We start from the raw sequence: 23,998 nt of genomic DNA, 5'->3' as shown, positions 1-23,998 counted from the left end.
CCGCGAAGCTTCCTTGCAGCGCATCCAGGTTCACCTCGCCCTTGAGCCGCAGGCCCCCGGAGATGTGGTACGCCGTGCTGGCACGGTCCAGTTCCCACAGGAACCATTGCCGACGTTGCGCGTAGGACAGGGCCAGCCCTTCCATGCGGGCAGCCGGGTCCAGCACGGGTATCGAGCCCTCCATCCCGCTGCCGGCTTCAGTTGCTGCCACCAGCGTACGCGCAAGGCTCTCCAGCCGTTGGTGCTCGAAGACTTGGCGCGGGCTGGCGCGGAACCCTGCCCTGTGCAAACGGGCAACCAGCTTCAGGCTCAGGATGGAGTCACCACCCAGTTCGAAAAAGCCGTCCTGGCGGCCAATCCTCTCGGTACCCAGCAACTCCGCCCAAATCGAGGCCAAGGCCTGCTCCACCTCGCCCTGCGGTGCTTCGTAGCCTTGCGCGCCGGCCAGTTCAGGCTTAGGCAGAGCCTTGCGGTCGACTTTGCCGTTGGCATTCAGCGGCAGGCGCTCCAGCAATATCAGCATGGCGGGCACCATGTACTCCGGCAGCGAAGCCGCCAGACGCGACCGCAGCTGCCCGCTCTCGCACCTCGCCTCCGGCTTCAGCGCCACGTAGCCCAACAGCCGCGCCCCGCTCGGGCCTTCGGCCGCCACCACCACAGCTTCCCGCACCTCCGGCTGGGCCAGCAGTTGCGCTTCCACTTCGCCCAGTTCGATGCGGAAGCCGCGGATCTTGACCTGGTGGTCTATCCGGCCCAGATACTCCAGTTCGCCTTCCGCGTTCCAGCGCACCAGGTCGCCGGTGCGGTACAGCCGGCCACCGGCTTCGTCATAGGGGTCGGCGATGAAGCGTTCCGCGCTCAGGCCGGGACGGTTCAGGTAGCCGCGCGCCAGGCCCGCTCCGCCCAGGTACAGCTCGCCAGGCACGCCTATCGGCACAGGACTCAATCCCTGGTCCAGCACCCGCAATTGCGTCGCAGCGATCGCCCCGCCGATCGCCGGACTTCCCTGGGTGGGCCTGGCCGCCGACCAGATGGTGGTTTCAGTCGGCCCGTACATATTCCAGAGCGCTACCCCGCCGCCAATGAGCGAGTAGGCAAGATCGGGGTGGAGCGCCTCGCCACCGCACAGCCCCTTCAGCGACCTTCCAGGGGCAAGAGGCCAATTCCCCTCCATGAGAGCCCGCCATCCCGAAGGCGTGGCCTGCAGCACCGTCACGCCATGCTCGGCCACGAGCTGCGCCAGTGCCGCTCCGTCGTGCACCGCGTCTCTGGGGGCAAGGACGATACGCGCGCCCTGGACCAGGGGCAGGAAAAGCTCCAGGGCGGCAATGTCAAACGAAAGCGAGGTGAGGGCCAGGAGAACATCCTCCGCCGTCACCCCGGGTGCGCCTGCCATTGCGCATATGAAGTTGCTCAATGAGGAATGACGGACCATCACCCCCTTGGGGCGACCGGTAGAGCCCGATGTATAGATCAGGTAGGCCAGATTCCCACCACGGACCGCCACCTCGGGCGGGCTTTCGCAGCCGCCGCCGAAGTCCAGCAGGTCCAGTTCCAGGATCGCCACGCCCGGCCCCGCCGGGATGTGCTCCCGGACATCGCTGCAGGTGAGCAGCAGCACTATCCCGCTGTCTTCCATCATGTAGCTCAGCCGATCCGCCGGGTAGGCCGGGTCCAGCGGCACGTACGCTCCGCCCGCCTTCAGGATCGCCAGCAGGCCCACCACCATTTCCAAGGAGCGATCTATCGCAATCCCCACCTTCACTTCCGGACCCACACCCAGCCCGATCAGGTGGTGTGCAAGCTGGTTGGCTCGCCGGTTCAGTTTGCCGTAGCTCAGCTTCTCCCCGCCGAAGATCACCGCGACCGCGTCCGGACTTGCAGCCGCCTGCGCTTCGATGAGCTCATGGATCGGACGAGCATCATCAAAGCGCCCGGGGTTCTCGCCCCACACCCGCAACTGCGCCAGCTCCTCGCCGCCCAGCAACTGCACCTCATCCAGGCTGAGCTCGCGCTGCTCCGCGAAGGCCCGCAGCAGCGCCAGGTAGTGCCCGGCCATGCGCTCCACCGTCGCCGTCTCGAACAATTCCCCGGCGTAGATGAAATTCGCATCGACCCGCCCGTCCTCGTATTCGCAGGTCTGCAGGGTCAGTTCGAACTGGGCGGCCTGTTCGTCGAAATCCAGGCGCTCGACTTCGACGCCGGGCCAGCCGGCCAGCGCGCGGTGGTCGCGGCGCAAATGGTTGAACATCACCTGGAACAGCGGATTGGTGCTGAGGCTGCGCTCCGGTTGCAGGGCTTCCACCAGGCGCTCGAAGGGCAGATCCTGGTGCGCCTGCGCGCCCAGCGCGGCGTCGCGGACCTGGGCGAGCAGCGCATCCAGACGGGTTCGCGGCGCGATCCGCGCACGCAGCACCTGTGTGTTCACGAAGAAGCCGACGATGCCGGCGGTTTCCGCCCGGTTGCGGTTGGCGATGGGAACGCCGACGCGCACATCCTCCTGCCCGGTGTAGCGATGGAGCAGGCCCTGGAAGGCGGCGAGCAGCAGCATGAACAGGGTGGCGCCCTCCTCCCTCGCCTGGCTCCGCAGCTTGTCCACCAGGGCGCCGGGCAGGCTCAGCAGGTGGTGCGCGGCGATGTAGCTGCCATCGGCGCGGCGCGGGTGGTCGGTGGCCAGCGCCAGGGCCGGCTGGTCCTCGCCCAGTTGCGCTTTCCACCAGGCGAGCTGGCGCTCGCCCTCGCCGGCCGCCAGCCAGCGCCGCTGCCAGACCGCGTAGTCGGCATAGTGCAGCGGCAGGCCGGGCAAGGCCTGCGGCGTACCCTGTACCTGCGCCCGGTACAGCGCAGCCAGTTCGTCCAGCACCACCTGCACCGACCAGCCATCGGAGACGATGTGGTGCATCACCACCAGCAACTGCCATTCGCGCTCGCCGGTCCGCAGCAGGCTCATGCGCAGCAGCGGACCGCGAGTGAGATCGAAGGGCGTGCCGGTGATGGCGGCCCGTTCCTCCGCGAGCCGTGCCGCCCGCTCGGTGTACGGCAGCCCATGCAGCTCCAGCGTGCGCAGTTCGAAGCCGGCAGCAGGCAGCACACGCTGCGTCGCCCCACCCTCGCCATCCTCCTCGAACACCGTGCGCAGCGCTTCATGCCTGTCCACGACGATGCTCACACCGGCGCGCAGCGCCTCCACATCCAGCGCGCCAACGAACTTCAGGCCGCCGCCGACGTGGTAAGCGGTGCTCTCCGGCTCCAGCTTCCACAGGAACCACTGCCGCAGTTGGGCGAAAGACAAGGGAGCCGGCTCGCCCGCGGCGCGCGGCACAATGGTCGCATCCGCATCCGCATCCGCATCGGCACTGCCTGCGGCATCCGCGCCCCGTAGCAGTTCATTCAGCCGGGCGCGCTGTTCGGGGGAAAGACGGGCACGACGTTGGGACAGGTCTTGGAGGTTGGACATGGCAGGGTTCTCAGACTGTTGCGGATGCGGGCGTCTCGGCCGCGATGGCCGGCTCGCCCTTCTCGATTTCTTCGATCAGTCGGGTTTCGACCAGGATGGCGAGATCGCCGATGGTGGGCGCCTTGAAGAAGGTCGCCGGATGCAGCTCCACGCCGTAGGCCTTGCGCACGCGGGCGAGGATCTGGATGGCCAGCAGGGAATCGCCGCCGAGTTCGAACAGGTTGTCGTTGATGCCGATGGGGGCGATGCCCAGCATGCCGGCCCACAGCGCGGCCAGCCGCGTCTCCAGTTCGCCTTCCGGCGCCGCGTAGGGCACCGACAGCGGCGGGCGCGGGTGTTCGCCGCCCTTGTCGGCAACAGCGGGCAGCTCGATGTCCAGGACGTCCAGCATGCCGCTGTCCAGCGGGCCGAGCCGGGTGTCGAGATCGGTGGTGGAGACCACGATCTGCGCCACCGCCGGACCATTGACGATGGCCTCGAAGGCCAGCGCGCCCTGCGGCCCGTCCATGCCGATGCCATCCGGCAGCACCATGCCGGCGGCCATGCCGAGGTCGCGCCAGGCGTCCCAGTCCACCGAGAACACCGGATAAGGCGCGCTGCGCTGCAGCTGCGCCGCCACCGCATCCAGGTAGGCGTTGGCGGCAGCGTAGTCGCCTTTGCCCAGGCCGCCGGCCATGCTGGAGACGGAGGAGCACAGCAGCACGAAGTCCAGCGCCTCGCCGCCTGCCGCCTCCAGCAGCGCCCGGGTGCCCTGCAGCTTGGGCGCGAACACCCGCTCGGCGATGTCCCGGGTTTTCACCTTGATCATGCCGGCCTCGGCGCTGCCAGCCGCATGGACGATGCCGTGGATGGCGCCGAAGCGGGCGCGGGCGGCGGCCACCGCGGCCTGCATCTGCGCCGGGTCAGAGACGTCCGTCGCCAGCGTCAGCACCTCGCCGCCCGCGGCCTCCAGCGCCAGCAACCGCTGCAGCTTCTGGCGCAAGCCCTCCGGCTGCTCCGGTGCCACCGCCAGCGCTTCCCAATCCGCCCGCGCCGGCAAGGGAGTGCGGCCGAACAGCACCAGCCTGGCCTTCCAGTTCGCCGCCAGGTGCTGGGCGAGCGCCAGGCCGACACCGCCCAGGCCACCGGTAATCAGGTAAACACCGCCCTCGCGCAGGCGCTGCCGCCCTGCGCCGGCCGCCATGCGCTCGTAGGACTTGGTCCAGCGTTGCAGGCCGCGATAGGCCACCGGCGTCGTGCTGGCGGGAATGGCGGTTTCGGCGAGGATGCCGTCGGCAAGGCGGACCTGCACCTGGGTCTCTGTCGGCTCCACCATGTCGATGACGCGGCAGGCGATGTGCGGATACTCCTGGCCGATGACCTTGCACAGCGCGAACACCGTCGCCTTCTCGGGGCACAGCGGCTCCAGCCCGGTGACATCCTCCGCGCCGTCGAGCATCACGGTGAGCGCGAGTTCGCGGGTGCCCGCCACGCTTTCCCAGGCCTGCGCCAGCGCCATCAGGCTATGGAAGCCGCGATCCAGCGCAGCCGCTGCATCCGGCTGCCCGGCGGCTTCACCGTCCAGGCTCCACAGGTGGAATACCTCGGACACCTTTCCATGCTCGGCTTCGATCCGGCGCAGCGCCGCCTCATGGTCGGCGCGCGCATCCACCCTGATCGAGTAACGGTCCAGGCCGCGGCGGGCCAGCTCCACACCGGGCGTCAGCCATACCACCTGCCGGCCACGCTCCCGCAGGCGCGCGGCGAGCGCCGCCGCCAGACCTTCCTCGCGCTGGGCCAGCACTAGTGTGCAACCGCCAAGCTCCGTAGCGGCCTCATCGTGCTCCAGCGGCGGCACCCGCTTCCACACCGGCAGGTAGAAGGCATCCTCCGGCCTCCCCGGCTCCACGCCGGCGAACTGCCAGGCGCGCCCGGCCGCGGCCGCACTGCCGGCTTCCGGCGGCTCCACCCAGTAGCGGCGGCGCTGGAAAGGATAGGTGGGCAGCGGCACGCGCCGGCGCTTCTCCGCATGCAGCGCCGCCCAATCCACCGCAACGCCGGCGCACCACAAGGTCGCCACCGCGTTGGCCAGTTGCTGTTCGTTGCGGGCGTGCTGTTGCGGGTGGGCCTGGCTGGCAAGGATGGCCGCCGCCGAACGGCTGCCAGGATGCGGCCGTGCCAGGCCGGCCAGAGTCTCGCCGGGGCCGACCTCCATCAACACCCGCCCCGGCGTGGCGAACACCGTCGCCAACCCGTCGGCGAAGCGCACCGTGCCGCGCAGATGACGACCCCAGTAGGCTGGATCGACCGCCTCTTCCGCGGTGATCAAACGCCCGGTCACATTGGAAACGAAGGGCAGGCCGGGCGCCTGCCGCGGCACCGCCGCCACCGCGCGCTCCAGCTCGGCGACGATGGGTTCGACCAGGCTGGAATGGGAGGCGATGGCCACATGCAGCCGCCTCGGCAGCTGCTGGCGGGCGGCCAGCGCCGCCTCCACCCGCTCCACCGCCACCACCGGGCCGGCCAGCACGCAAAGCGATTCACCATTCACCGCAGCGAGGTCGCAGCCCTCGCCCAGCAGCGACGCCAGTTCCGCCTCCGGCAGGGCCACCGCCGTCATCGCGCCGGCCTCCAGCGTCTCCATCAGCCGGCCACGGGTGGCGACGATGGACAGCGCGTCCTCCAGCCGAAACACGCCGGCGAGGCAGGCCGCCACGTACTCGCCCAGGCTGTGGCCCAGCATCAACGCCGGCTGCACGCCGCAATGCATCCACCAGCGCGCCAGCGCGTACTCGACGACGAACAGCGCCGGCTGCGCCAGCGCCATGCGGAACAGCTCGCGGTCGGCCTCGGCTTCGGCGCCGGCGGCCGGAAAAAGCAACTCGCGCAGATCCTTGCCCAGCTGCGGCTGCAGCAGTTCGCAGCAGCGGTCGATCTCGGCGCGGAAGAAGGCATCGCGCCGATACAGCGCCTCGCCCATGCGGGCGTGTTGGGTGCCACCACCGGGGAAAAGGAAGACGACTTCCGGGGTTTCCGCGGCTTGCATTACGCTGCCGCCGGCAGTCAGCATCTCCACCGCCATCCCGCGATGATTCGCCACGACGGCAGCACGCGTAGCGAAGGCCTGCCGACCAAGCTGTAAGGTATGGGCGACATCCGCCAGCTTCGATTCCGGATGGCTGCTCAGATGCTCCGCCAGACGCTGGCGGGCCTGGCGCAGTGCTGTCTCGTCACACGCCGACAGTGGGAGTATCTGCCAGCCTTGTGCTTCGCCCACCGAGGGTTCGGCGGGTGCCTCCTCCAGCACCATGTGGATATTGGTGCCGCCGATACCGAAGGCGCTCACCCCCGCCCTGCGCGGCCCCTGCCCTTGCGGCCAGGAGCGAGTCTCGGTGTTCACATAGAAAGGGCTGCCCGCGAAGTCGATCTGCGGATTGGGCGTTTCGAAGTTCAGGCTGGGCGGCAGGACAGCATTCTCCAGCGCCAACGCCGTCTTGATCAGCCCGGACACGCCTGCCGCCGCATCCAGATGACCGATATTGGTCTTGACCGATCCGACCGCGCAGTAGCCTTTCCTGGTGGAACCGGAACGGAATGCCTCGCTCAGCGCCGCGATCTCGATCGGGTCTCCCAGCGTGGTACCGGTGCCGTGCGCCTCTACGTAAGCAATGCTCTCCGGCGTCACCTCGGCGAGCAGTTGCGCCGCGCGGATCACCTCGGCCTGGCCCTCCACGCTGGGTGCGGTGAAGCCCACTTTGGCTGCACCATCGTTATTGGCCGCGCTCCCCTTGATGACCGCGTGGATGCTGTCGCCATCACGCAGCGCATCACTCAGCCGCTTCAAGGCCACCACGCCAGCGCCGCTGCCAATCAGGGTGCCGGCAGCACGGACATCGAAGGCCCGGCAATGGCCGTCCGGTGACAGGATGGCGCCGGCCTGATGGAGATAGCCGCCCTCCTGTAGCAGGTTCAGCCACACGCCACCGGCCAGCGCCATGTCGCAGTCGTAGGCTTGCAGCGCCCGGCAGGCCAGATGCACCGCGGTAAGGGAGGTCGAGCAGGCGGTTTGCACATTCACCGCCGGCCCCTTGAGGTTGAGCTTATATGCCACTCGGGTACATAGCGAACCGGGGGAATTGCCGCTCATCAACCCGAGGAGATCGGCGATGTGCTGAAGCTTGCCGATACCAATTGCCGGCAGGAGATGCTTCAGCAGGTAGAGGTTGGGGCCATCGCCGGCAAACACCCCGACCGGCACCGCCATCGACCTCGGCGCATAACCCGCATGCTCCAGGGCCTCCCAGGCACACTCTAGAAAGACGCGCTGCTGCGGATCGAGCTGTTCGGCTTCACGTGGGGTGTAGCCAAAAAAGTCGGCGTCGAAGCGATCCATGCCGTCGAACATCACACCGGCCCGGACGTAATCCGGATCATCCAGCAGGCTGGCCGGCACACCGCGTTCGCGCAGCTCCTCCACGCTGAAAGTGCTCACCGACTCCACGCCATCGCGGATGTTGCGCCAGAAAGCGTCGACATCCCCAGCGCCGGGAAACCGCCCCGCCATGCCGACAATGGCTACTTCCAAGCCGGTCGTGCCGGCCAGATCCATTTCTCTATCCATCAGCGCACTCTCTCCACGGAATTGCGATGCCGCAGCAGGGCCGTACGCTGACGCTGCGCACGCTCCGCCTGCACGACGTCTGCGGCGGCCCCTGCGGGAGCGGCGCCGGCGAGGTGGCGCGCGAGCGCGGCCACAGTGGGAAACTTGAACAGCTCGATCAGTGAAGGCGCACGTGGAAGGCGCTCGCCGATGAGGCGATGCACCCGCATGAGCAGCAAGGAATGCCCGCCCAGATCGAAGAAATTGTCATGACGCCCGACGGCGGAGACACCCAGTGCTTCGGCCCAGATCCGCGCCAGCATGGCTTCGACCTCGCCCTGCGGAGTCTCAAGCCCGGCGCCACCGCCAAAGGCCGGCGGCGGCAGAGCCCGGCGATCCACTTTGCCGTTGGCATTGAGCGGCAAGGCGTCCAGCACCACGATCGCCGCCGGCACCATGTAATCCGGCAGGGTGCAGCGCAGGCAGTCGCGCAGCGCCTCGCCGTCGATCTGGGCGCCCGCCTTCAGGGCGACATATCCGATCAGGCGGGTTCCCGCCGTTCCGGCGGATGCGACGACGACGGCCTGCCGTACCTCGGCCAGGGCCAGCAGCTGCGCCTCCACCTCACCCAGCTCAATGCGGAAACCGCGCACCTTCACCTGCTGGTCGATACGGCCGAGGTATTCCAGCTGCCCTTCCACGTTCCAGCGCACCAGATCGCCGGTGCGATAAAGACGTCCACCTGCATGATCGAAGGGATCGGCCACGAAAGCCGCGGCACTGGGCGCAGGCCGTTTGAAGTAGCCGCGCGCCAGGCCGCTGCCACCGAGATAGAGCTCGCCCACCGCCCCGGCTGGCAGAAGATTCATCTCCGCATCCAGCACCAGCGCCTTGCGGTCTCCCACCGGCCGGCCGATAGGTGCATAAGCCGAATCCAGAGCCGCCGTTCCCGCCACTTTCCACACCATGGGCGTCACCACCGCCTCGGTGGGGCCATAGCCGTTGATCAGCAGCTGAGGGCGAAGGTGTTCGCAAACCGCCTTGATGCCTTCCTGAGGCATGGCCTCGCCGCCGAAGGAGTACAGCCGGACCGGCGGCGGATCACTACGGCCACTCGCCCACTCCGCCAGTTCCCTCAGATAGGCAGGCGGAAAGCCGGCATTGCTGACGCCTTCGCGCTCCATGGTTTCCAGGGTCTGCCCGGCCGGCCACAGCGTGTCGTCGCGCAGGATCAGCGCCGCGCCGCAAACCAGCGCGGTATGCAGGCGTTCATGCGCGCCATCGAAGGAGAAAGAAAGGAAATGCAGCTCGCGGGAGTGCTCGTCCATCTCATACAGCTTCGCCGTTTCCTGGCAATGCATGCTGAGCGGTCCATGGGCAACAGCAACGCCCTTGGGATTTCCCGTCGAGCCGGATGTGTAGATGAGATAGGCCAGGCTTTCGTCATGCAGCTCGACCCGCGGCGCTTCGTCCGAGGTGCTGTCGAACCTCAGCTCGTCGAGCCTCACAACCGCCAGCCCGCGCTGCGCCGACCACTCCGCCAGTGGGCCGCCTGCATTGGTGATCAGCAGACGGACCCCGCTGTCCTGCGCCATGTAGACCAGGCGTTCCGCCGGGTAAGCCAGATCCAGGGGCACATAGGCACCGCCCGCCTTCAGCACCGCGAGCAAGGCGACCACCATCTCGATTGAACGCCCGAGTGCCACTCCGACCCTGCACTCCGGCCCCACGCCGCGGGCAAGCAGATGATGAGCGACAAGATTTGCCCTCCGCTCCAGCTCGCCGTAGCTCACGCGCTCGTCGCCAAATACCAGCGCCAGAGCTTCGGGTCGTCGCCGTGCCTGCTCTTGGAACAGGCGGTGCACCGGCAGCGTATGCGCATGGTTGCAACTGCCTCGGCCCCACTGCCTCAAGCACTCCCGCTCGATTTCACCCAGGAGTTCGATATCGCCCACACACTGGGCGGGATCGTCCATGAACGCTGCCAGCAGGCTTGAGTAGTGCTCGGCGAGACGCTCGATTCGCTCCGGCTCGAACAACTCCCTGGCATGGATGAAGCTTGCCCTGATGCTTCCATCTGCCTCTTCGCGCGTTTCCAGGGTCAGCTCGAACTGGGCCTGCTGCAAGGGCATGGGCTGCTCGGCAACCCGCGAACCGGTACAGCGCTCCAGCGCCCCGTAGTCATGCTGCAGGTGGTTGAAAACCACTTGGAACAGCGGGCTCGCCGCCGAGCTGCGCCCAGGCTGCAAGGCCTCCACCACGCGCTCGAAAGGCAGGTCCTGGTTCTCCTGCGCCTCCAGCGCGGCCTGCCTCACCGCAGCCAGCGTCTCCGCCAGGCTTACCCGGGGATCCACAAGGCTGCGCAGCACCACGGTATTGACGAAGAGGCCGACCAAGCGCTGCGTCTGCGCATGGCGCCGGTTCGCCACCGGCACGCCGATGCGGACATCCTGCAGGCCGGTGTGGCGGTACAGCAGGATCTGCAGGCCCGCGAGCAACGGCACGAAGAGCGTGGCGTTGCCCCGCGATGCAAGCTCGCGCAGCTTCGCAGTCAGCTGGGGCGATATCTCGAACTCATGTCTGGCCGCGGAATAGCGTGCGGTCGCCGCGCGGGGATGATCGGTCGGCAAGGAGAGAATCGGGAAATCGCCATCCGGATCGCTAGGCAGTTGCTGGCACCAGTATGCGAGCTGTCGGCCAGCGTCCTCTCCCGCGAGCCAGCCGAGTTGCGATACCGCGTAATCCACATAGCGCAGGGACTGGCCGAGCGGCACGGCTTCGGAAATGCGTTCTCCCGCGTAGGCAGCCCCCAACTCATCAATCAGGAGCTGCATCGATGCACCATCGGCGACGATGTGGTGCATGACCAGCGCCACCACATGCTCGTCCTCGGCCAGACTGATCAGGGCCGCACGGACCAGCGGAGCGCTGCCGAGATCGAAGGGTTCGGCGCCCAATGAGTTCAGTATCTCGTCCAGCCTGCCAGCCGCCACCTCGGCCGTTTCCGTGCTGAGGTCAAACCTCAGCACCGGCAACCTGAAGGCCGACGGAGAAATGAAGCGCTGCACCACCTCACCGCTGGCACCAAGGTGGAAGCTCGCACGCAGGGACTCATGACGATCGGCCAGCCCGGCGAGCGCCTGGCCCAGGCGGTCGGCATCCAGCTTTCCGGAGAGATGCAACGCCCCCTGGAGCTGATAGGCCGTTCCGGTCGGATCGAGCTCCCACAAGAACCACTGGCGCTGTTGCGCCGGGGACAAGGGCAGGCCTCCGGAAGCGTCCGCCTCAGCGGTCACCGGAAAGAGGCCGGCCTCCGCGCTCGCCCCCGTCTCCATGAGCCGGCGGACTTCTGCCCCGAAATCACCGAAACGCGGCCGCTCGAACAACAGGCTCGGAGGCAGCGCCACCCGCAGCGCTTCGCCAATCGCAGCCGCAAGGCGGGCTGCTGCCAGTGAGTTGCCACCAATGCTGAAGAAATGGGTGGTGTCGTCTATCTGGAAAGCCTGCTCACGTTTCAGAGCTGCACGCCAGAGCGTCGCCAAGCGTGCAACAAACTCATCACGCGGCGCGGCAGCATCCTGTTGGGGGGCCGGTTGAGCACCACCCCGCTGCATCCTGCCGAACGCATGCACCGCATACGCATCCAGCGTGCCTTCCAGCCAGCCTTGCCGGCAGGCGCGCCGCTGCAGCTTGCCACTGGAGGTTTTGGGCAGCGCGCCGGGGTTGAGCAGCACGACCACCGACAGCGCTTCGCCGAAGGCTTCGCCCACCACCTGGCTCAGCATGTCCACCAGCGCGTCGACCGCCACCAGTTTTTGCAGGCTGCGCGGCACTTCGGCCGCCAGGCCTATGCCCTCACCCTCCGGGCCTTCCACCGCGAAGGCGGCGACGCGGCCCTTGCGCACCGCGTCCACCTCGGCCTCCACCGTGCGCTCTATGTCCTGCGGGTAGAGGTTGTGGCCGCGGACGATGATCAGATCCTTGACCCGGCCGGCGATGTGGAGCTGGCCCTGGTGCATGAAGCCGAGATCGCCGGTGCGCAGCCAGGTTTCTCCCGCTTCGGCGATGAAGGTGGCCGCGCTCTCTTCCGGCTTGTTCCAGTAGCCGCGGCAGATGCTGGGGCCACCGGCCCAGATCTCGCCGATGCAGCCGTCTTCCAGCTGGGCGCGCGTCTCCGGGTCGCGGATGCTGACCGCATGGCCGGCGACCGTGCTGCCGCAGGCGACCAGCGTGCGGCCGTCGTTACCGCCAACGGCGCGCCGCTGCGCGAGTCCGTCGGCGCGGAAGGTGCTCGCGCTCATGCCGGAGCCGCGGCGGCCGCAGGTGACGAACAACGTCGCCTCGGCCAGGCCGTAGCAGGGATACAGCGCCCCGGCGGAGAAACCGGCGGCGGCGAAGCGCTGGACGAAGGCTTGCAGGGTGTCGTGACGCACCGGCTCGGCGCCGGAGAAGGCCACCTGCCAGCTCGACAGGTCCAGCGCCGCGGCCTGTTGTTCGGTGATGCGTTCCAGGCACAGCCGGTAGGCGAAGTCCGGCCCGCCGCTGACGGTGCCGCGGTGGCGCGAGATCGCCTCCAGCCAGCGCAGCGGCCGTTCCAGGAAGAAGCGCGGCGTCATCAGCACCAGGCGGATACCACGGTGCATGGGTTGCAGCAGGCCGCCGATGAGGCCCATGTCGTGGTACAGCGGCAGCCAGGAGACGAAGACGTCGGCGGTGGAAATGGAGAAGCCGGTTTCGATGGCGCGCTCGTTCGCCATCAGGTTGGCATGGCTCACCATGACGCCCTTGGGCGCGGAGGTGGAGCCGGAGGTGTATTGGAGGAAGGCGAGGTCGTTCCCCTGCGGCCGGCAATCGTGCCAGCGCTCAGCCCATTCCGCCTCGACCTCATCCACCGCCAGCGGCGCCATCTTGCCGAGGCCGGGCATGGCGGCCTCCATCATCCGCAGCATGGCGGCGGTGCTGAGAATGCAGGCCGCCTGCGCATCCAGGGCGATGCCCGCCAGCCGGGCGAGATGCTGCGGGCGGCTGGATTCCGGCGGAAACACCGGCACCGCGACCAGCCCGGCATACAGGCAGGCGAAGAAGGCGACGACATAGTGATCGTCGTTGTCCAGCAGTAGCAGCGCGCGCTCGCCCTTGGGGAAGCGCGCCTGCAGCACGGCCGCCAGCGCGCGCACGCGGCGGTCCAGCGCGGCATAGGTGATGGGGGTATCGAGCGGCTGGCCGTCCTGCTCGGTGACGATGACCAGGCCGACGTCATCGGCACGTTCTTCGGCCAGTTGGCGCAGGCGGCTGACGAAATCCGGCGGCGAGGCCGGGGATGGGCACGCAGAGTTCATGTTCTCTCGCTCGGGGTAGGGGCGCGGGCTTGCGGTGGGCGCTTGTTGCTCTCGGCGGGAGGCCGGCTAGCTGCTGTCGCCGTCGGCAGGCTCGGCCCAGGCCACCGCCGCCGCATAGCCGGGAAGGGGCGACAGCGCCTGCCCGCGCAGGCGTGGCCAGCCGCGGACCGCATGGGCGCCATCCAGGCGGCCATCGGCGCCGCGCCGTATCGACAGCGCCTGGAGGTGCTCGGCGATGCCGACGCCGACCGCCTTCAGCACCGCCTCCTTGGCCGCCCAGTTGGCGAAGAAGGCAGCCGTGGGCGCATGCGGCGTCTCTGCCAGCGCGGCGCGTTCTTCGGCGGTGAAGGCGTAGGCGGCCAGCGCACTGAAATCCAGGCTGTCGTCGTGGCGTTCCACGTCCACGCCGACCGCGTCCAGCGTGTCGTCGCCGGCCAGCGCGATCAGCACGCACTCGCCGGAATGGGCGAGGTTGAAGGCGGCGCCGCCCTCCTGCAGGGTCGGCTTGCCGTGGCGGTTGGCGGTGAAGCGCAGCATGGAAGGCGAGCGCCGCAGCCGGGCGCCCAGCAGGCGGCGCAAGGCAGCGCGGCCGCTGACCGCGCGCAGGCGGTCGGCATGGCGGCGGTAGCGACTGGCCCGCGCCTGCTCGTCCTGGCTGAGCAGCGCCAGGTCACCTGCTGCCAGCGGCGCGGCCAGGTCCAGGTTCAGCATCCACACCTCCAGGCCGGCCGGCACCGTCTCAGGCAAGGGCAGCGCTTGCATCGCTCGCTCCCGCCAGTTGGCGCAGGCGGCCGGCCAGCGCCTGCAGCACCTCGCTCTCCCTTTGCCGGATGAAGAAATGACCGCCCTCGAACCACTGCAGCGAGAAGGCGCCGGCCGCTTCCTGCCGCCAGGCTTCCAGGCGATCCGGCTCGATCTCGTCCTGACGGCCGCCGAAAACGTGCAGCGGCATCCGCAGCCGCGTACCGGGGCGGTATTCGAAACTGGCGCAGATGCGGTAGTCGGCGGCCAGGGTGTCCAGCGTCATGCGCAGCAGCTCGGGGCTGGCGAAGACTTCTTCCGGCGTGCCGCCCTGCCTGTGCATGTCGGCGATCAGCGCGGCGTCGTCGTCCTTGCCGGCGAAGTAGGCCGGATCGCGCTGCGCCGGCGCCGGGCTGCCGGAGGCGAAGACCAGCTCGGGCAATGCCATGCCCCGCACCGACAGCTCTTGCACCAGGCCATAGGCCAGCAAGGCGCCCATGCTGTGACCGAACAGCGCCCAGCGGTGGCCATGCCGGCCCGGCAATTCCGCGCACAACTGCGCGACCAGGGCCCGGTAATCATCCGCGTGAGACTCGCCCAGACGGGCGCCCCGCCCCGGCAGCTCCAGCGGAACAATGCGTATCCACCTCGGCAGCAGGCGCTGCCAGCGCAGGTACATGGTGGCGCTGGCGCCGGCGCAGGGCAGGCACAGCAGGTCGATGGCGAAGTCCGGCACGGCGCCCGCCTTACTGCAGGGTGGCCGGGGCCGCTTCAGCGCCCTTCTTCGCGGCCTGCTCGTCCATCCACTTGCGCAGGGAGAGCGGGCGCATGTCGGTCCAGGTGCGCTCGACGAATTCGAGCACGGTCTTCTTGTCGCCCTTCACGCCTTCCACCGCCGTCCAGCCGCCCGGCACCGCCTTCCAGTGCGGCCAGATGGAGTACTGCTCTTCGTGATTGACGAGGACGATGAAGGTCTCGTCTTCGCGATCGAAACAACTGGTGGTCATGCAACTCTCCTCGCAGGATGGATGCGCCGGAGAAAAACGCCGGCGCGAGGCGCAGGACGCGCTTCTCAAACACATGACGAGCGAGCTGCGGCGGAATTTAGCCGCGATGCGCGGAGGGCAGGAGGACGCCGCTTCGAACCCGGAACGGCGCGGGAAAAGAGCCCGCAAGCAGCGCGGGCGCGCAAAGGCTCACACCGGGATTGAGACGCCGGGTGTAGGGAATCAGGGCTGTAAACGGCAAATCTCCGCCCCGGCCTAGGCCGGCAGCGGAGATTCAGGACTCTTCAAGATGACGAGCGCGCGAGGTGCCGGGCGCGCCGCACGGGACACGCCAGCCGGCGCTCAGACCTCGGAGCGACAGGAGGCGGAGGCGGAATCCAGATCTTCGGAGGGCGGCAGCAGGCCGGTGATCAACCACAGCCTGGCGGCTTCCTGGTAGGCCTGCCCGTGCAGCGGGGATGCAGCCAGCCATTGCAGCAAGTCCGCACGTCCGGCTTCGTCCAGCGTGCCGTCATGCTCCCGCATGGTCCATTCGACCGCCCGCTGCCAAACCGGATCTTCCTTCCCCGTCTTCGTCATCACGCTCACCGTTCGGCCCCTGTGGCCACGATCTGTCTGATAGACGTTCGGCAACCGGGCCCGTTCAGTCCGGTAATAACGTCATATCGACAGATTGTAGCAACAAAATACTTGATTTATGGTCAATCAAGCGATCGAACGTGATCAACTTCCTCCCAGCGCCGCACGGCAATGGTCGATTGCATCGCGGATCATGAAATTCACCAGCGTGGTCGACACTCCCAGGCGCTCGGCGATCTCGCGCTGCGTCAGGCCACCGACGCGGTACAGCTCGAAGGCCTTGCGGGTGCGCTCCGGCAGCTCGCCCAGCGCGCGGGCGACTCGCCCCAGTTCCTGGCGGCCGATGGCGATGGCCTCCGGCGTGCCCGACGGCGCCGGCACTTCCAGGCCCTCCTCCTCGCAAGCGAAGAAGCCGGATTCCAGCGCGCAGCGGCGGTGGCGGTCTATCGCCAGGTTGCGCACCACCTGGTAGAGGTAGGCGACCGGTTGACGGACGTCGAAAACCGCATCCGCCTCGATGATCTTCAGATACGCATCCTGCACGACGTCGTCCGCCCGCTCCCGGTTGCCCAGGATCTTCATCGCCGCATGGCATAGCTGGCTGCGATAGGCGATGAAGACATCGGCCAGTTCGACGATCTGCTCGTTTGTTCGCACCGAGTGCTCCTCCTGCGTGATCCCCTGGGGATCAAGTTGAATGAGATTCATTCTTAAATGCAGGATCTCAGCATAGTTGCCAACGGGCGCCGGCTGGATGAAATTATTTAATCGGATATCGCCCTTGTCATACTGAATTCAACCTTGAAAAACCGGCGAAATTCCGCATGAAAACATGGCTTTACGAATCCTGCGCGAGCGCCTTCCCTCCGTCGCCGCAGCGCGATGGCGGAGGCCTTCCAGAGCTTGCCGAGGGGGTCTACCGGCGACCGGAACCGGTACCGCCGCAGCGACCTACAGTCCACTAGACGGACCGCGGATGGAAACCGGGACAGGCCGCGAGGCAGAAAGGACGAGCGGCGGGAAAACCGGCGCGGTGGCCAGGCGAGGAGCGGCGCTTAGCGGCTGCTCAGGCTGATGGTGCCGCCGTCCCGCTGCTCGACCTTGAGCGGGAACATGGCCGGCAGCACAACCAGCAGTTCGCGGGAATCGGCCGCGCGGAAACGGCCGGTGAGGCGGAAAGCCGAGACGCGGGCGTCGGCAATCAGGATGGGCGCGTCGCGGTAGGCATTCACCGCCGGAACGACCTCGTCCAGGCGCACGTTGTCGAACACCAGCCAGCCATCCCGCCACGCCGCCAGCGCCGAGGCATCCACCCGGCGCACCGGCTCGACCTGGCCGTCGCGCAGCACCATGCCGTCGCCGCCATACAACTCGACCATGCGGCGATTCCAGGGCAGCAGCTTCAGCCCCTCTTCCTTCGGGAAGAAGCGGACATGCCCGTGCTCCACCGAAATGCTGACCGGGCCACCGCGGTCGCTCACGGTGAAGGCTGTTCCCACCACCTCCACCGTACCGACCCGCGTCTCCACCAGGAAGGGGCGGGAGGCGTCCGGGGCCACCCGGAAGTGGGCCTCGCCCTCCTCCAGCGCCACCACCCGGCGGCCACGGTAGAGGCGCACCGCCAGAGTGCTGCGGGCATTGAGGTCGATCTGGCTGCCGGGCAGACCCTGACCATCGGGGAGCTCTGTCTGCAGCAGCTGGGCGGTATGCGTGCGATAGGACTGCGCGAAGATGGGCTGATAGGCATACCAGGCGCCGCCGCCGCCCAGCAGCGCAGTGCCCGCACAGAGCACGCCCAGCGAGAGCAGCATGCGACGCCGCACGCGGCGGGCATCGGCGCTGCTGCCGTAGGAGGGTTCGTCGAAGCGCTGGCGCAGGTCTGCTGCCATGGCGCCCAGCATCTCCCAGCGACGCATCGCCTCCGCCCAGGCGGCTTCGTTCTCTTCGTCGCCGGCGCGCCAGCGCGCCAGCTGTTCCCTGGCCGTACTGGCGGCCTCGGGCGCCTCGATCGCCGCACGGGCAATCAAGGTCAGAGCATGTTCGATCCGCTTTTCGCTTACATCCTGTCCCATCTCAGCAGTATGCGTCCTCCGCCATCAGCGGAGAAGCGCCCGGCCCGGCGGCCGGATCGGTACTGCCGGGCAATTCGGCGCGCAGATGGGCGAAGATGCGGGCGCAATCCACCGTCGCGCGCACCACATGCTTGGCGACCGCCGCCTCGGTGATGCCCAGCCGCTGCGCGATCTCGGCCTGGCTGTGGCCGTAGGCGCGGAACAGCAGGAAAACCTCCCGGCGCCGCGGCGGCAGGGTTTCCAGCTGCGCCACCACCCGCTCCACCAGCTGCCGTTGGGCATACAGGGTTTCGGACGAAGGCGCGGCCAGGCTGGCCTGCAGGGCGAAGCGCTCTTCCTCCCAGGCCTGCACCACCTTGCGGTGCCGCGCCTGGTCGATGATGAGGTTGTGGGCGACCCGGAACAGCAATGCGCGCGGCGATTCGATCACCTCGTCAAGCGCGGAAGGTCGCTGGGCGCGGGCATAGACGTGCTCGAAGCTGGTCTGGGCGATATCCGCCGCATCCTCCGTATTGCGCAGCTTGTTCACCAGGTGGCGGCGCAGGTCTCGGTAGTGCAGCAGCAATTCGTCCACCAAGGACGTGGAAACCCCGCTCACCGCGCGCTCCCGCCGGGGAGTGGCCACCGCGGTCCGCGCCGCGGCCGGTAAGACTGAAGACCTGCATCGTTCGTCATGAGACAGCCCCGGATGCGCCGCTGGAGATGCGAGCAAGTTAATAGGAATGATTATTGTTACGTAGCTTTTGCCGTTTGACAATCATTCCTCGACGGCATTTTTCTCATCCGTCCACCGCGCCCTGCTCCATCCGGGCCGAACTGCGGGCCAGACAGGCCCGGATGCTTCCCTGAAGAAGGTGCCAGGAACAGGCCAAGCGCCAACGCGGGAGCACGCTGCTCCCTTGCTGAGCCGGCGGCGGGCAGGCGCACGCCGGGTGCGGAAGGCACAGGTCTACAAGGTCTCGCGCAGTTTCAGGCCGGACAGGATGCGCCGGGCCAGCGCCTCGTAATCCCCGTCGAAGTGGTGACCCCCGGTGGTACGGACGATCTCCGCCCGCCTGTCCAGCGAAGCGCAGGCGGCTTCGTCGTCGTCCTCGCCATAGAAGCACTGCAGGCGGCGGGGATCGATGCGGGCGGCCTCCGGCAGGGTGGGCAGCGCATCGCTCTGCTGCCGCTCCAGCCAGCCGGAAACGGTCACCTCGAAGTCGGCGCTGGCGGAGAAACCCAGCAGGGAGACCTGCACCACGTTCGCCCGCAGCGCGGCCGGCAGACGGTTGTACAGCGCCGGCATCACATCGGCACCGAAGGAGAAGCCGATCAGGGCCACCCGCCGTGCTCCCCACTTGGCCTGGTAGGCCTGGATGATGCGCGCGAGGTCATGCGCGCTCTGCTCGGGCGAGCGCCTGGACCAGAAGTAGCGCAGCACATCCACGCCGACCACCGACAGCCCGTCGCGTTGCAGCAGCGCGGCGACGTCCTTGTCCAGATCCCGCCAGCCGCCGTCGCCGGAATAGAGCACCGCGAAAGTGTCGCCGCCCTGCGCCACCGGCAGCTCGATCAGCGGCAGGTCCGCCAGCGCGTCGTTGGCGGTGGCATGGCCGCCCGCGCCATGACCGCCCACGATGGCCTCCTGCAGCGCCGTCCAGGGCGCGGCGCTGGACGCGGCGACATGGACGTCCTGCCGGCCGCGCGCCAGCGCCACCGCGTAGGCACGGTCCACCGGCTCCGCCTGGGCACTCAGATGCAGTTCGGCGCCATAGGGCAGCGGCGGCGACGGCAGGCGGTACCCGCCCTGCTCCAGCATCCCGCCGCACAAGGGTTTGCCCGCCGGCAGCCGCGGTGGCGCGTCCACCGCCACCACCCGGGCGATGGTGGCCTGGCCAGCCTGCCCGGCCACGCCCAGCGCCATCGCCCCGCCAGCCTGCACGCCGGCGAGAATGGGAAAGTGATAGCTCTGGGTGCCGGCCTGGCGCTGCAGGCGATGGCTGACGGCCTCTATCTCGCCGATCAAGGTCGCGCAGGACTCCTTGCGGGCGGCCATGCGCTTCAGCGTTGCGGCCAGGTCCACGCCCATCACCGCAAACCCCTGCTCCGCCAGCGCCTTGGCGGCTTCCTGCTCCTGGGGGCCCCAGCCGCCGGCGTCGGAGAACAGCACCACTGCGCCGCCGGGAGCGGACTTGGGCAGCACGGTAATCGGGTTGCCGATCAACGCCGCGTTGTCCGCCACAGCGCCCCCCCCAATGCAGCAGCCCAGCGCCAGGGCGAGGACATGCAGTACTTCCGTATGCTTTGCTCTCATTTCCCTATCACCCCCTTCAAGCCACCGCTGATCAGCACGGTGATGTCGGCCAGTGCCAGCATGGGGTTGATGCCGCCGCTCACCGCCAGATAGCGCGGCTGCCACTCGGGCTGGAATTTCGCCTTGAAGGCGCGCAGGCCGCTGAAGTTGTAGAAGCGCTCGCCATGCTCGAACACCGCCCGGCCGACGCGGTGCCACACCGGCGCAGCCTCGCTGCCGGAAAGGCCGGAGAGCGGCGCCATGCCCAGGGTGAACCAGGCGTAGCCCTCGCCCTGGAAGTGCAGGATCAGCCGCAGCAGCAGCACGTCCATGACGCCGTTTGGTGCCCCCGGCAGGAAGCGCATCAGGTCGATGCTGGCCTCCTCCTTCAACTCGGTGGTGAGCAGGGTGGCGAAGGCGACGATGTGTCCAGCTTGTTTCAGCACCGCGACTGGCTGACTGCAGACGTAGTCCGGCTCGAACGCCCCCAGGGAGAAGCGCTTCTCCCTGACCTGGTGATGTCCCATCCAGGCGTCGGACACCGCCTGCAGCTCCGGCAGGATGCCCCCCACCTCCGCGGTGCCGACCACCTCGAACACCAGCCCTTCCCGCTCCGCCTTGTTCAGCGCCTGACGCAGGTTGGCCCGTTTGGCCCCCTTGAGGTCGAAACCGGGCAGGCTTACCCGCGCCTCTTCGCCCAGCTTGAAGGCCATCAGCCCGGCATCCGCATACAGCGCCAGCGAATCCGGCGCCACCTGGTAGAAGGCCGCGCGGCCGCCGGCCTGCCGCGCCATCTCGACGAAGCGCCACACCAGGCCGGACCAGCACTCCCGCGGCCCCACCGGGTCGGACAACGCCACCCAGGAGCGGCCCTGGCGGCCGTACATGATGAAGGCCCGGCCGTCCTCGGAGAACAGCAGGCTCTTGTCGCCCATCGCCACCAGCCCGGCATCCACCCGCGGCTGGGCGGCGACGATGCGCCGCGCCTGTGCCAGTTCCTCCGCCGTCGGCAGCGCCGACGCCCGCGCCGCCGGCCGCAGCAGGATCCAGCCGGCACCCACGCTAGCGGTCAGCAGCACCCCCAGCAGCGCGCGCAGGCTGCGCGGCGCCTCGCTGTAGAACTCGAACTGCCACCACAGCTCGTTGGTATACGCCACGTCCTTGTAGACGAAGAGCAGCAGCGCCACCGCGGTGATCATCAGCGTCGCCACCGCCGCCAGCCAGCCCGGCGTCAGCGCCTGGTGCAGCAACGAAGCCTGGCGGGAGAAAGACTTGCGCGAGGCGAGCAGGGCGGCGAACAGCGCCGCCAGCAACAGCACCTCGCCCAGCGCCAGCGCTTTCACCAGCGCCAGCACCATGGACAGCGGCACGATGAAGATCGCCAGCCACCAGGCGCCATCCAGCCGGTAGACCAGGCCGCGGGCAACGATCAGCAGCACCACGCCGAGCACGCTGGCGAGGAAATGGGCGCCCTCCACCAGCGGTAGCGGCACCGCCGCGCCCAGCAATTCCAGCGGTTCGTCGCCTACCGGGGTCACACCGGAAAAGATCAGCAGCGCCCCCAGCACCAGCGTGAACGCGCCGATCAGCGGCGGCGCCAACCGCTTCCCGGCGCGCAGCGCCGCGCTCACCAGCGGGCTGGCCGCGGCGCGGCGCGCCTCCAGCCCGGTGATCAGCAGCACCGCCAGCGCCAGCGGCACCAGGTGGTAAATCACCCGGTACAACACCAGCGCGCCCAGCACCTTCTCCGGCGCCACCTGCGACGACAACGCGGCCACGATCACCGTCTCGAACACGCCCAGCCCGGCCGGCACATGGCTGAGCACGCCCAGGCCGATCGCCACCGCATACACCGCGATGAAGGCCGGCAGGCTGATGCTGTCCGCCGGCAGCAGCACCCACAGCGCGGCCGCCGAGGCGGACACATCCACCGCGGTGGCGAGGAACTGCCGCAGGATCAGCCGCCGGGAGGGCAAGCGCAGCTCGTGGCCGAACAGGCGCAGCGCCCGCCCCTGGCCAACGACGAAGCACAAGCCGGCCAGCAGCGCGACGATCAGGCCACCCAGCAGTTGCAGCGCCTGCGGCGGCAGCGGCAGCATGGCGAAATCCCGCGCCGCGGCGATCAGCCCCAGCCCCGCCATGCCCGCCAGCCCCAGGCCGAAGGCCAGGCTGACGAAGGCGATGATGCGCGCCACCTCGTCCGGCTCGACACCGTGCGGCGTGTAGAAACGGTAACGGATGGCGCCGGCCGTCAGCGGGCCGAAACCGGCGGTATTGCCGACCGCGTAGGCGCAGAAGGAGGTGAGCGCCACCGCCACCCTGGGCGGCTTGCGGCCGACGAACTCCAGCGCGCCCAGGTCATACACGGTCAGCGCGGCGAAGCTGAGGATGGTGCACACCAGCGCAGCGGCGATCGCCGTCGCCGGCACCGCGTCCAGGGCGGCCTTCAGGTCGGCATAGGACACCTCGCCCATGAGGCGGCTGAAGGCAAACCAGGCCAGTGCCAGCACCAGCACCACGATCGCGGGCAGGGCGAGCCGCCGCAGGGCGGCCAGGGCGGCCAGGGCGGCGGAGGGCGGCGCCGAAACATCGGCGGGGGACGTAAGCTCAGACATTGCAGCCCGGGTTCTCCGGCGAAGGAAGGCGAAGTTTAGCGGCTTCACCCGCGTGCTGCCTTGCGCTGCAGCTGCCGCTTATCCGGATTCCCTATGCCGTGATCCTCGCCATGCGCCGGACTGCGTTCCCGCCGCTGGCGAAACCGAAACCGGCGGCGGCCCAGCCGGCGAAACCACTACCCGCCCAGGGGCCAGGCGGCGGACTCCAGAGGTGCCCGAACGCAGGGCAACAGCCGCTGCGTCAGCGCACCCCGAGCCAGCCCGTACCATTCCTGGCGGTCTGTACCAAAGGCAAAAACCTCTGAAGAGAGGCAGTACAGGAGCAGCCGGGGACGGACAGCCTCACCCCGGCGCAGCGTCCCCCAGCATGGCGCGGCGGATTTCCTGCTTCAGCCAGCCGGCGTCGAGCGGCTGGCCGGTGATACGGCCTATCACCTCCTGCGCGGACAAGGCCATCGCCACCGCGCCGAAGAAGCTCATGTGGAACACCGCCGGATCGGTCTGGTGGAAAACGCCGGCCGCCATCCCTTCCCGCCACAGCGGGGCATAGTGGAGATAGGCTGGCCGCAGCAGATGCTCGACGAGGAAGTCCAACCGCGGGCTGGGGTCGTTGATCTCCCGGCTCACCAGCATGACCACCGCCGGGCGGGCGGCGAGGCGATCCACCATGTGATCCACCACCACGGCCAGGCGTTGCCATACCGGCTGCGGGCCGGCGACGCAGAGGGCCGAATCCTCCAGGTCCGCCTGGAACTCGAGCGCCAGTTGCTCCACCACGGCATACCAGAGATCGGCCTTGGAGCCGAAATGATGGGCAACCATGGACGCATCGAAACCAGCCGCGCGGGCGATCGCGCGCAGGCTCACGCCGTCGAAACCGTGGCGGGCAAATGCGGGCAAGGCCTCCGCCAGCAGTTTTTCGCGGCAAATCGAATCCAGCCCTCTGGGACGCCCGGGGCGCCGCGGCGTATCACATGGGTCCATGGCGGCGGCAACACTACCACGGGTGCTAGGAGGTGCGAACCGTTGCGGACACGCAACCGCTGTCGCACGGCGGTGATTGACCGTTATCCAACGTGCGCTGGATAATCGCCCGAGCTTCATATCCAGCGCCCCGCGGGCCTCCTGCGGACCGAATCGAGATGGAGACCCGCATGCCTCATCTGCCCGCCGGCGTCCTGCGCCTCTCCGGCCAACCCGGAAGCCCCGGCCCGCATCACGGCGCTACCCGCCTCTCCCGGCAACACCAGAACGACAAGATATTCTCCGGCTCGACCAGCGTCGGCCCAGCAATACCCGGCTCACCCCTCCCCTTCCAGGAATCGACCATGCAC

At 68.4% G+C, this 23,998-nt stretch carries 14 protein-coding genes; 1 reads left to right on the top strand and 13 read right to left on the bottom strand.

Features of this window, described 5'->3' with window-relative positions; translation table 11 throughout:
- The 13 genes from GRF61_RS17025 to GRF61_RS25080 form a co-directional block, all read right to left on the bottom strand.
- The coding region (locus GRF61_RS17025) for a non-ribosomal peptide synthetase (RefSeq protein WP_169151824.1) at positions 1 to 3,457 on the bottom strand (3,457 nt) is incomplete at its 3' end.
- Between the two features lie 10 nt (positions 3,458 to 3,467).
- Positions 3,468 to 8,057, bottom strand: coding sequence for a type I polyketide synthase (locus GRF61_RS17020; RefSeq protein ID WP_169151823.1), 4,590 nt, complete (start codon positions 8,055 to 8,057; stop codon positions 3,468 to 3,470).
- The gene (locus GRF61_RS17015; RefSeq protein WP_169151822.1) at positions 8,057 to 13,375 is read right to left on the bottom strand and encodes a non-ribosomal peptide synthetase; all 5,319 of its coding nucleotides are present in this window, start codon (positions 13,373 to 13,375) and stop codon (positions 8,057 to 8,059) included. Before GRF61_RS17015 ends, GRF61_RS17020 begins: the two co-directional genes overlap by 1 nt.
- A 66-nt stretch (positions 13,376 to 13,441) precedes the next feature.
- Positions 13,442 to 14,137, bottom strand: a complete 696-nt coding sequence (locus GRF61_RS17010; protein WP_169151821.1) for a 4'-phosphopantetheinyl transferase superfamily protein — start codon at positions 14,135 to 14,137, stop codon at positions 13,442 to 13,444.
- Positions 14,115 to 14,852 carry an alpha/beta fold hydrolase gene (locus tag GRF61_RS17005; protein ID WP_348982418.1) on the bottom strand — a complete coding sequence of 246 codons (738 nt, stop codon included), beginning with the start codon at positions 14,850 to 14,852 and terminating at the stop codon, positions 14,115 to 14,117. Before GRF61_RS17005 ends, GRF61_RS17010 begins: the two co-directional genes overlap by 23 nt.
- A 10-nt stretch (positions 14,853 to 14,862) precedes the next feature.
- Entirely contained in the window at positions 14,863 to 15,123 is a 261-nt protein-coding gene (locus GRF61_RS17000) for an MbtH family NRPS accessory protein (RefSeq protein WP_169151820.1), read from the bottom strand.
- Between the two features lie 342 nt (positions 15,124 to 15,465).
- On the bottom strand, positions 15,466 to 15,702 hold the full coding sequence (locus tag GRF61_RS16995) for a DUF4880 domain-containing protein (RefSeq protein WP_169151819.1): 237 nt from the start codon (positions 15,700 to 15,702) through the stop codon (positions 15,466 to 15,468).
- A gap of 144 nt (positions 15,703 to 15,846) precedes the next feature.
- Positions 15,847 to 16,410, bottom strand: a complete 564-nt coding sequence (locus tag GRF61_RS16990; RefSeq protein WP_169151818.1) for an RNA polymerase factor sigma-70 — start codon at positions 16,408 to 16,410, stop codon at positions 15,847 to 15,849.
- Between the two features lie 347 nt (positions 16,411 to 16,757).
- A complete protein-coding gene (locus GRF61_RS16985; protein WP_169151817.1) occupies positions 16,758 to 17,774 on the bottom strand; it encodes a FecR domain-containing protein in 1,017 nt (338 codons plus the stop codon).
- 1 nt (position 17,775) lies between these two features.
- The gene (locus tag GRF61_RS16980) at positions 17,776 to 18,372 is read right to left on the bottom strand and encodes an RNA polymerase sigma factor (RefSeq protein ID WP_211166033.1); all 597 of its coding nucleotides are present in this window, start codon (positions 18,370 to 18,372) and stop codon (positions 17,776 to 17,778) included.
- 351 nt (positions 18,373 to 18,723) lie between these two features.
- Complete coding sequence (locus GRF61_RS16975) at positions 18,724 to 20,070, bottom strand: virulence factor family protein (RefSeq protein ID WP_169151816.1); 1,347 nt, start codon at positions 20,068 to 20,070, stop codon at positions 18,724 to 18,726.
- Positions 20,067 to 22,664, bottom strand: coding sequence for a bifunctional lysylphosphatidylglycerol flippase/synthetase MprF (mprF, locus tag GRF61_RS16970; protein WP_169151815.1), 2,598 nt, complete (start codon positions 22,662 to 22,664; stop codon positions 20,067 to 20,069). The genes GRF61_RS16975 and mprF overlap by 4 nt, the downstream gene beginning before the upstream one ends.
- A gap of 342 nt (positions 22,665 to 23,006) precedes the next feature.
- Positions 23,007 to 23,648: a TetR/AcrR family transcriptional regulator gene (locus GRF61_RS25080; protein WP_169151814.1), complete on the bottom strand. Its 642-nt coding sequence runs from the start codon at positions 23,646 to 23,648 to the stop codon at positions 23,007 to 23,009.
- Positions 23,649 to 23,818: 170 nt separating this feature from the next.
- Between GRF61_RS25080 and GRF61_RS24625 the strand changes: the two genes are divergently transcribed.
- Positions 23,819 to 23,998, top strand: a 180-nt coding sequence (locus GRF61_RS24625) for a hypothetical protein (protein ID WP_211166032.1), incomplete at its 3' end; no start/stop codon positions are given.

The sequence above is a fragment of the Azoarcus sp. TTM-91 genome, assembly GCF_012911025.1.
Classification (GTDB): Bacteria; Pseudomonadota; Gammaproteobacteria; order Burkholderiales; family Rhodocyclaceae; genus Azoarcus.
Note: the sequence above shows the minus strand (reverse complement) of the source record. Positions and strands in the feature narration are given on the sequence as shown.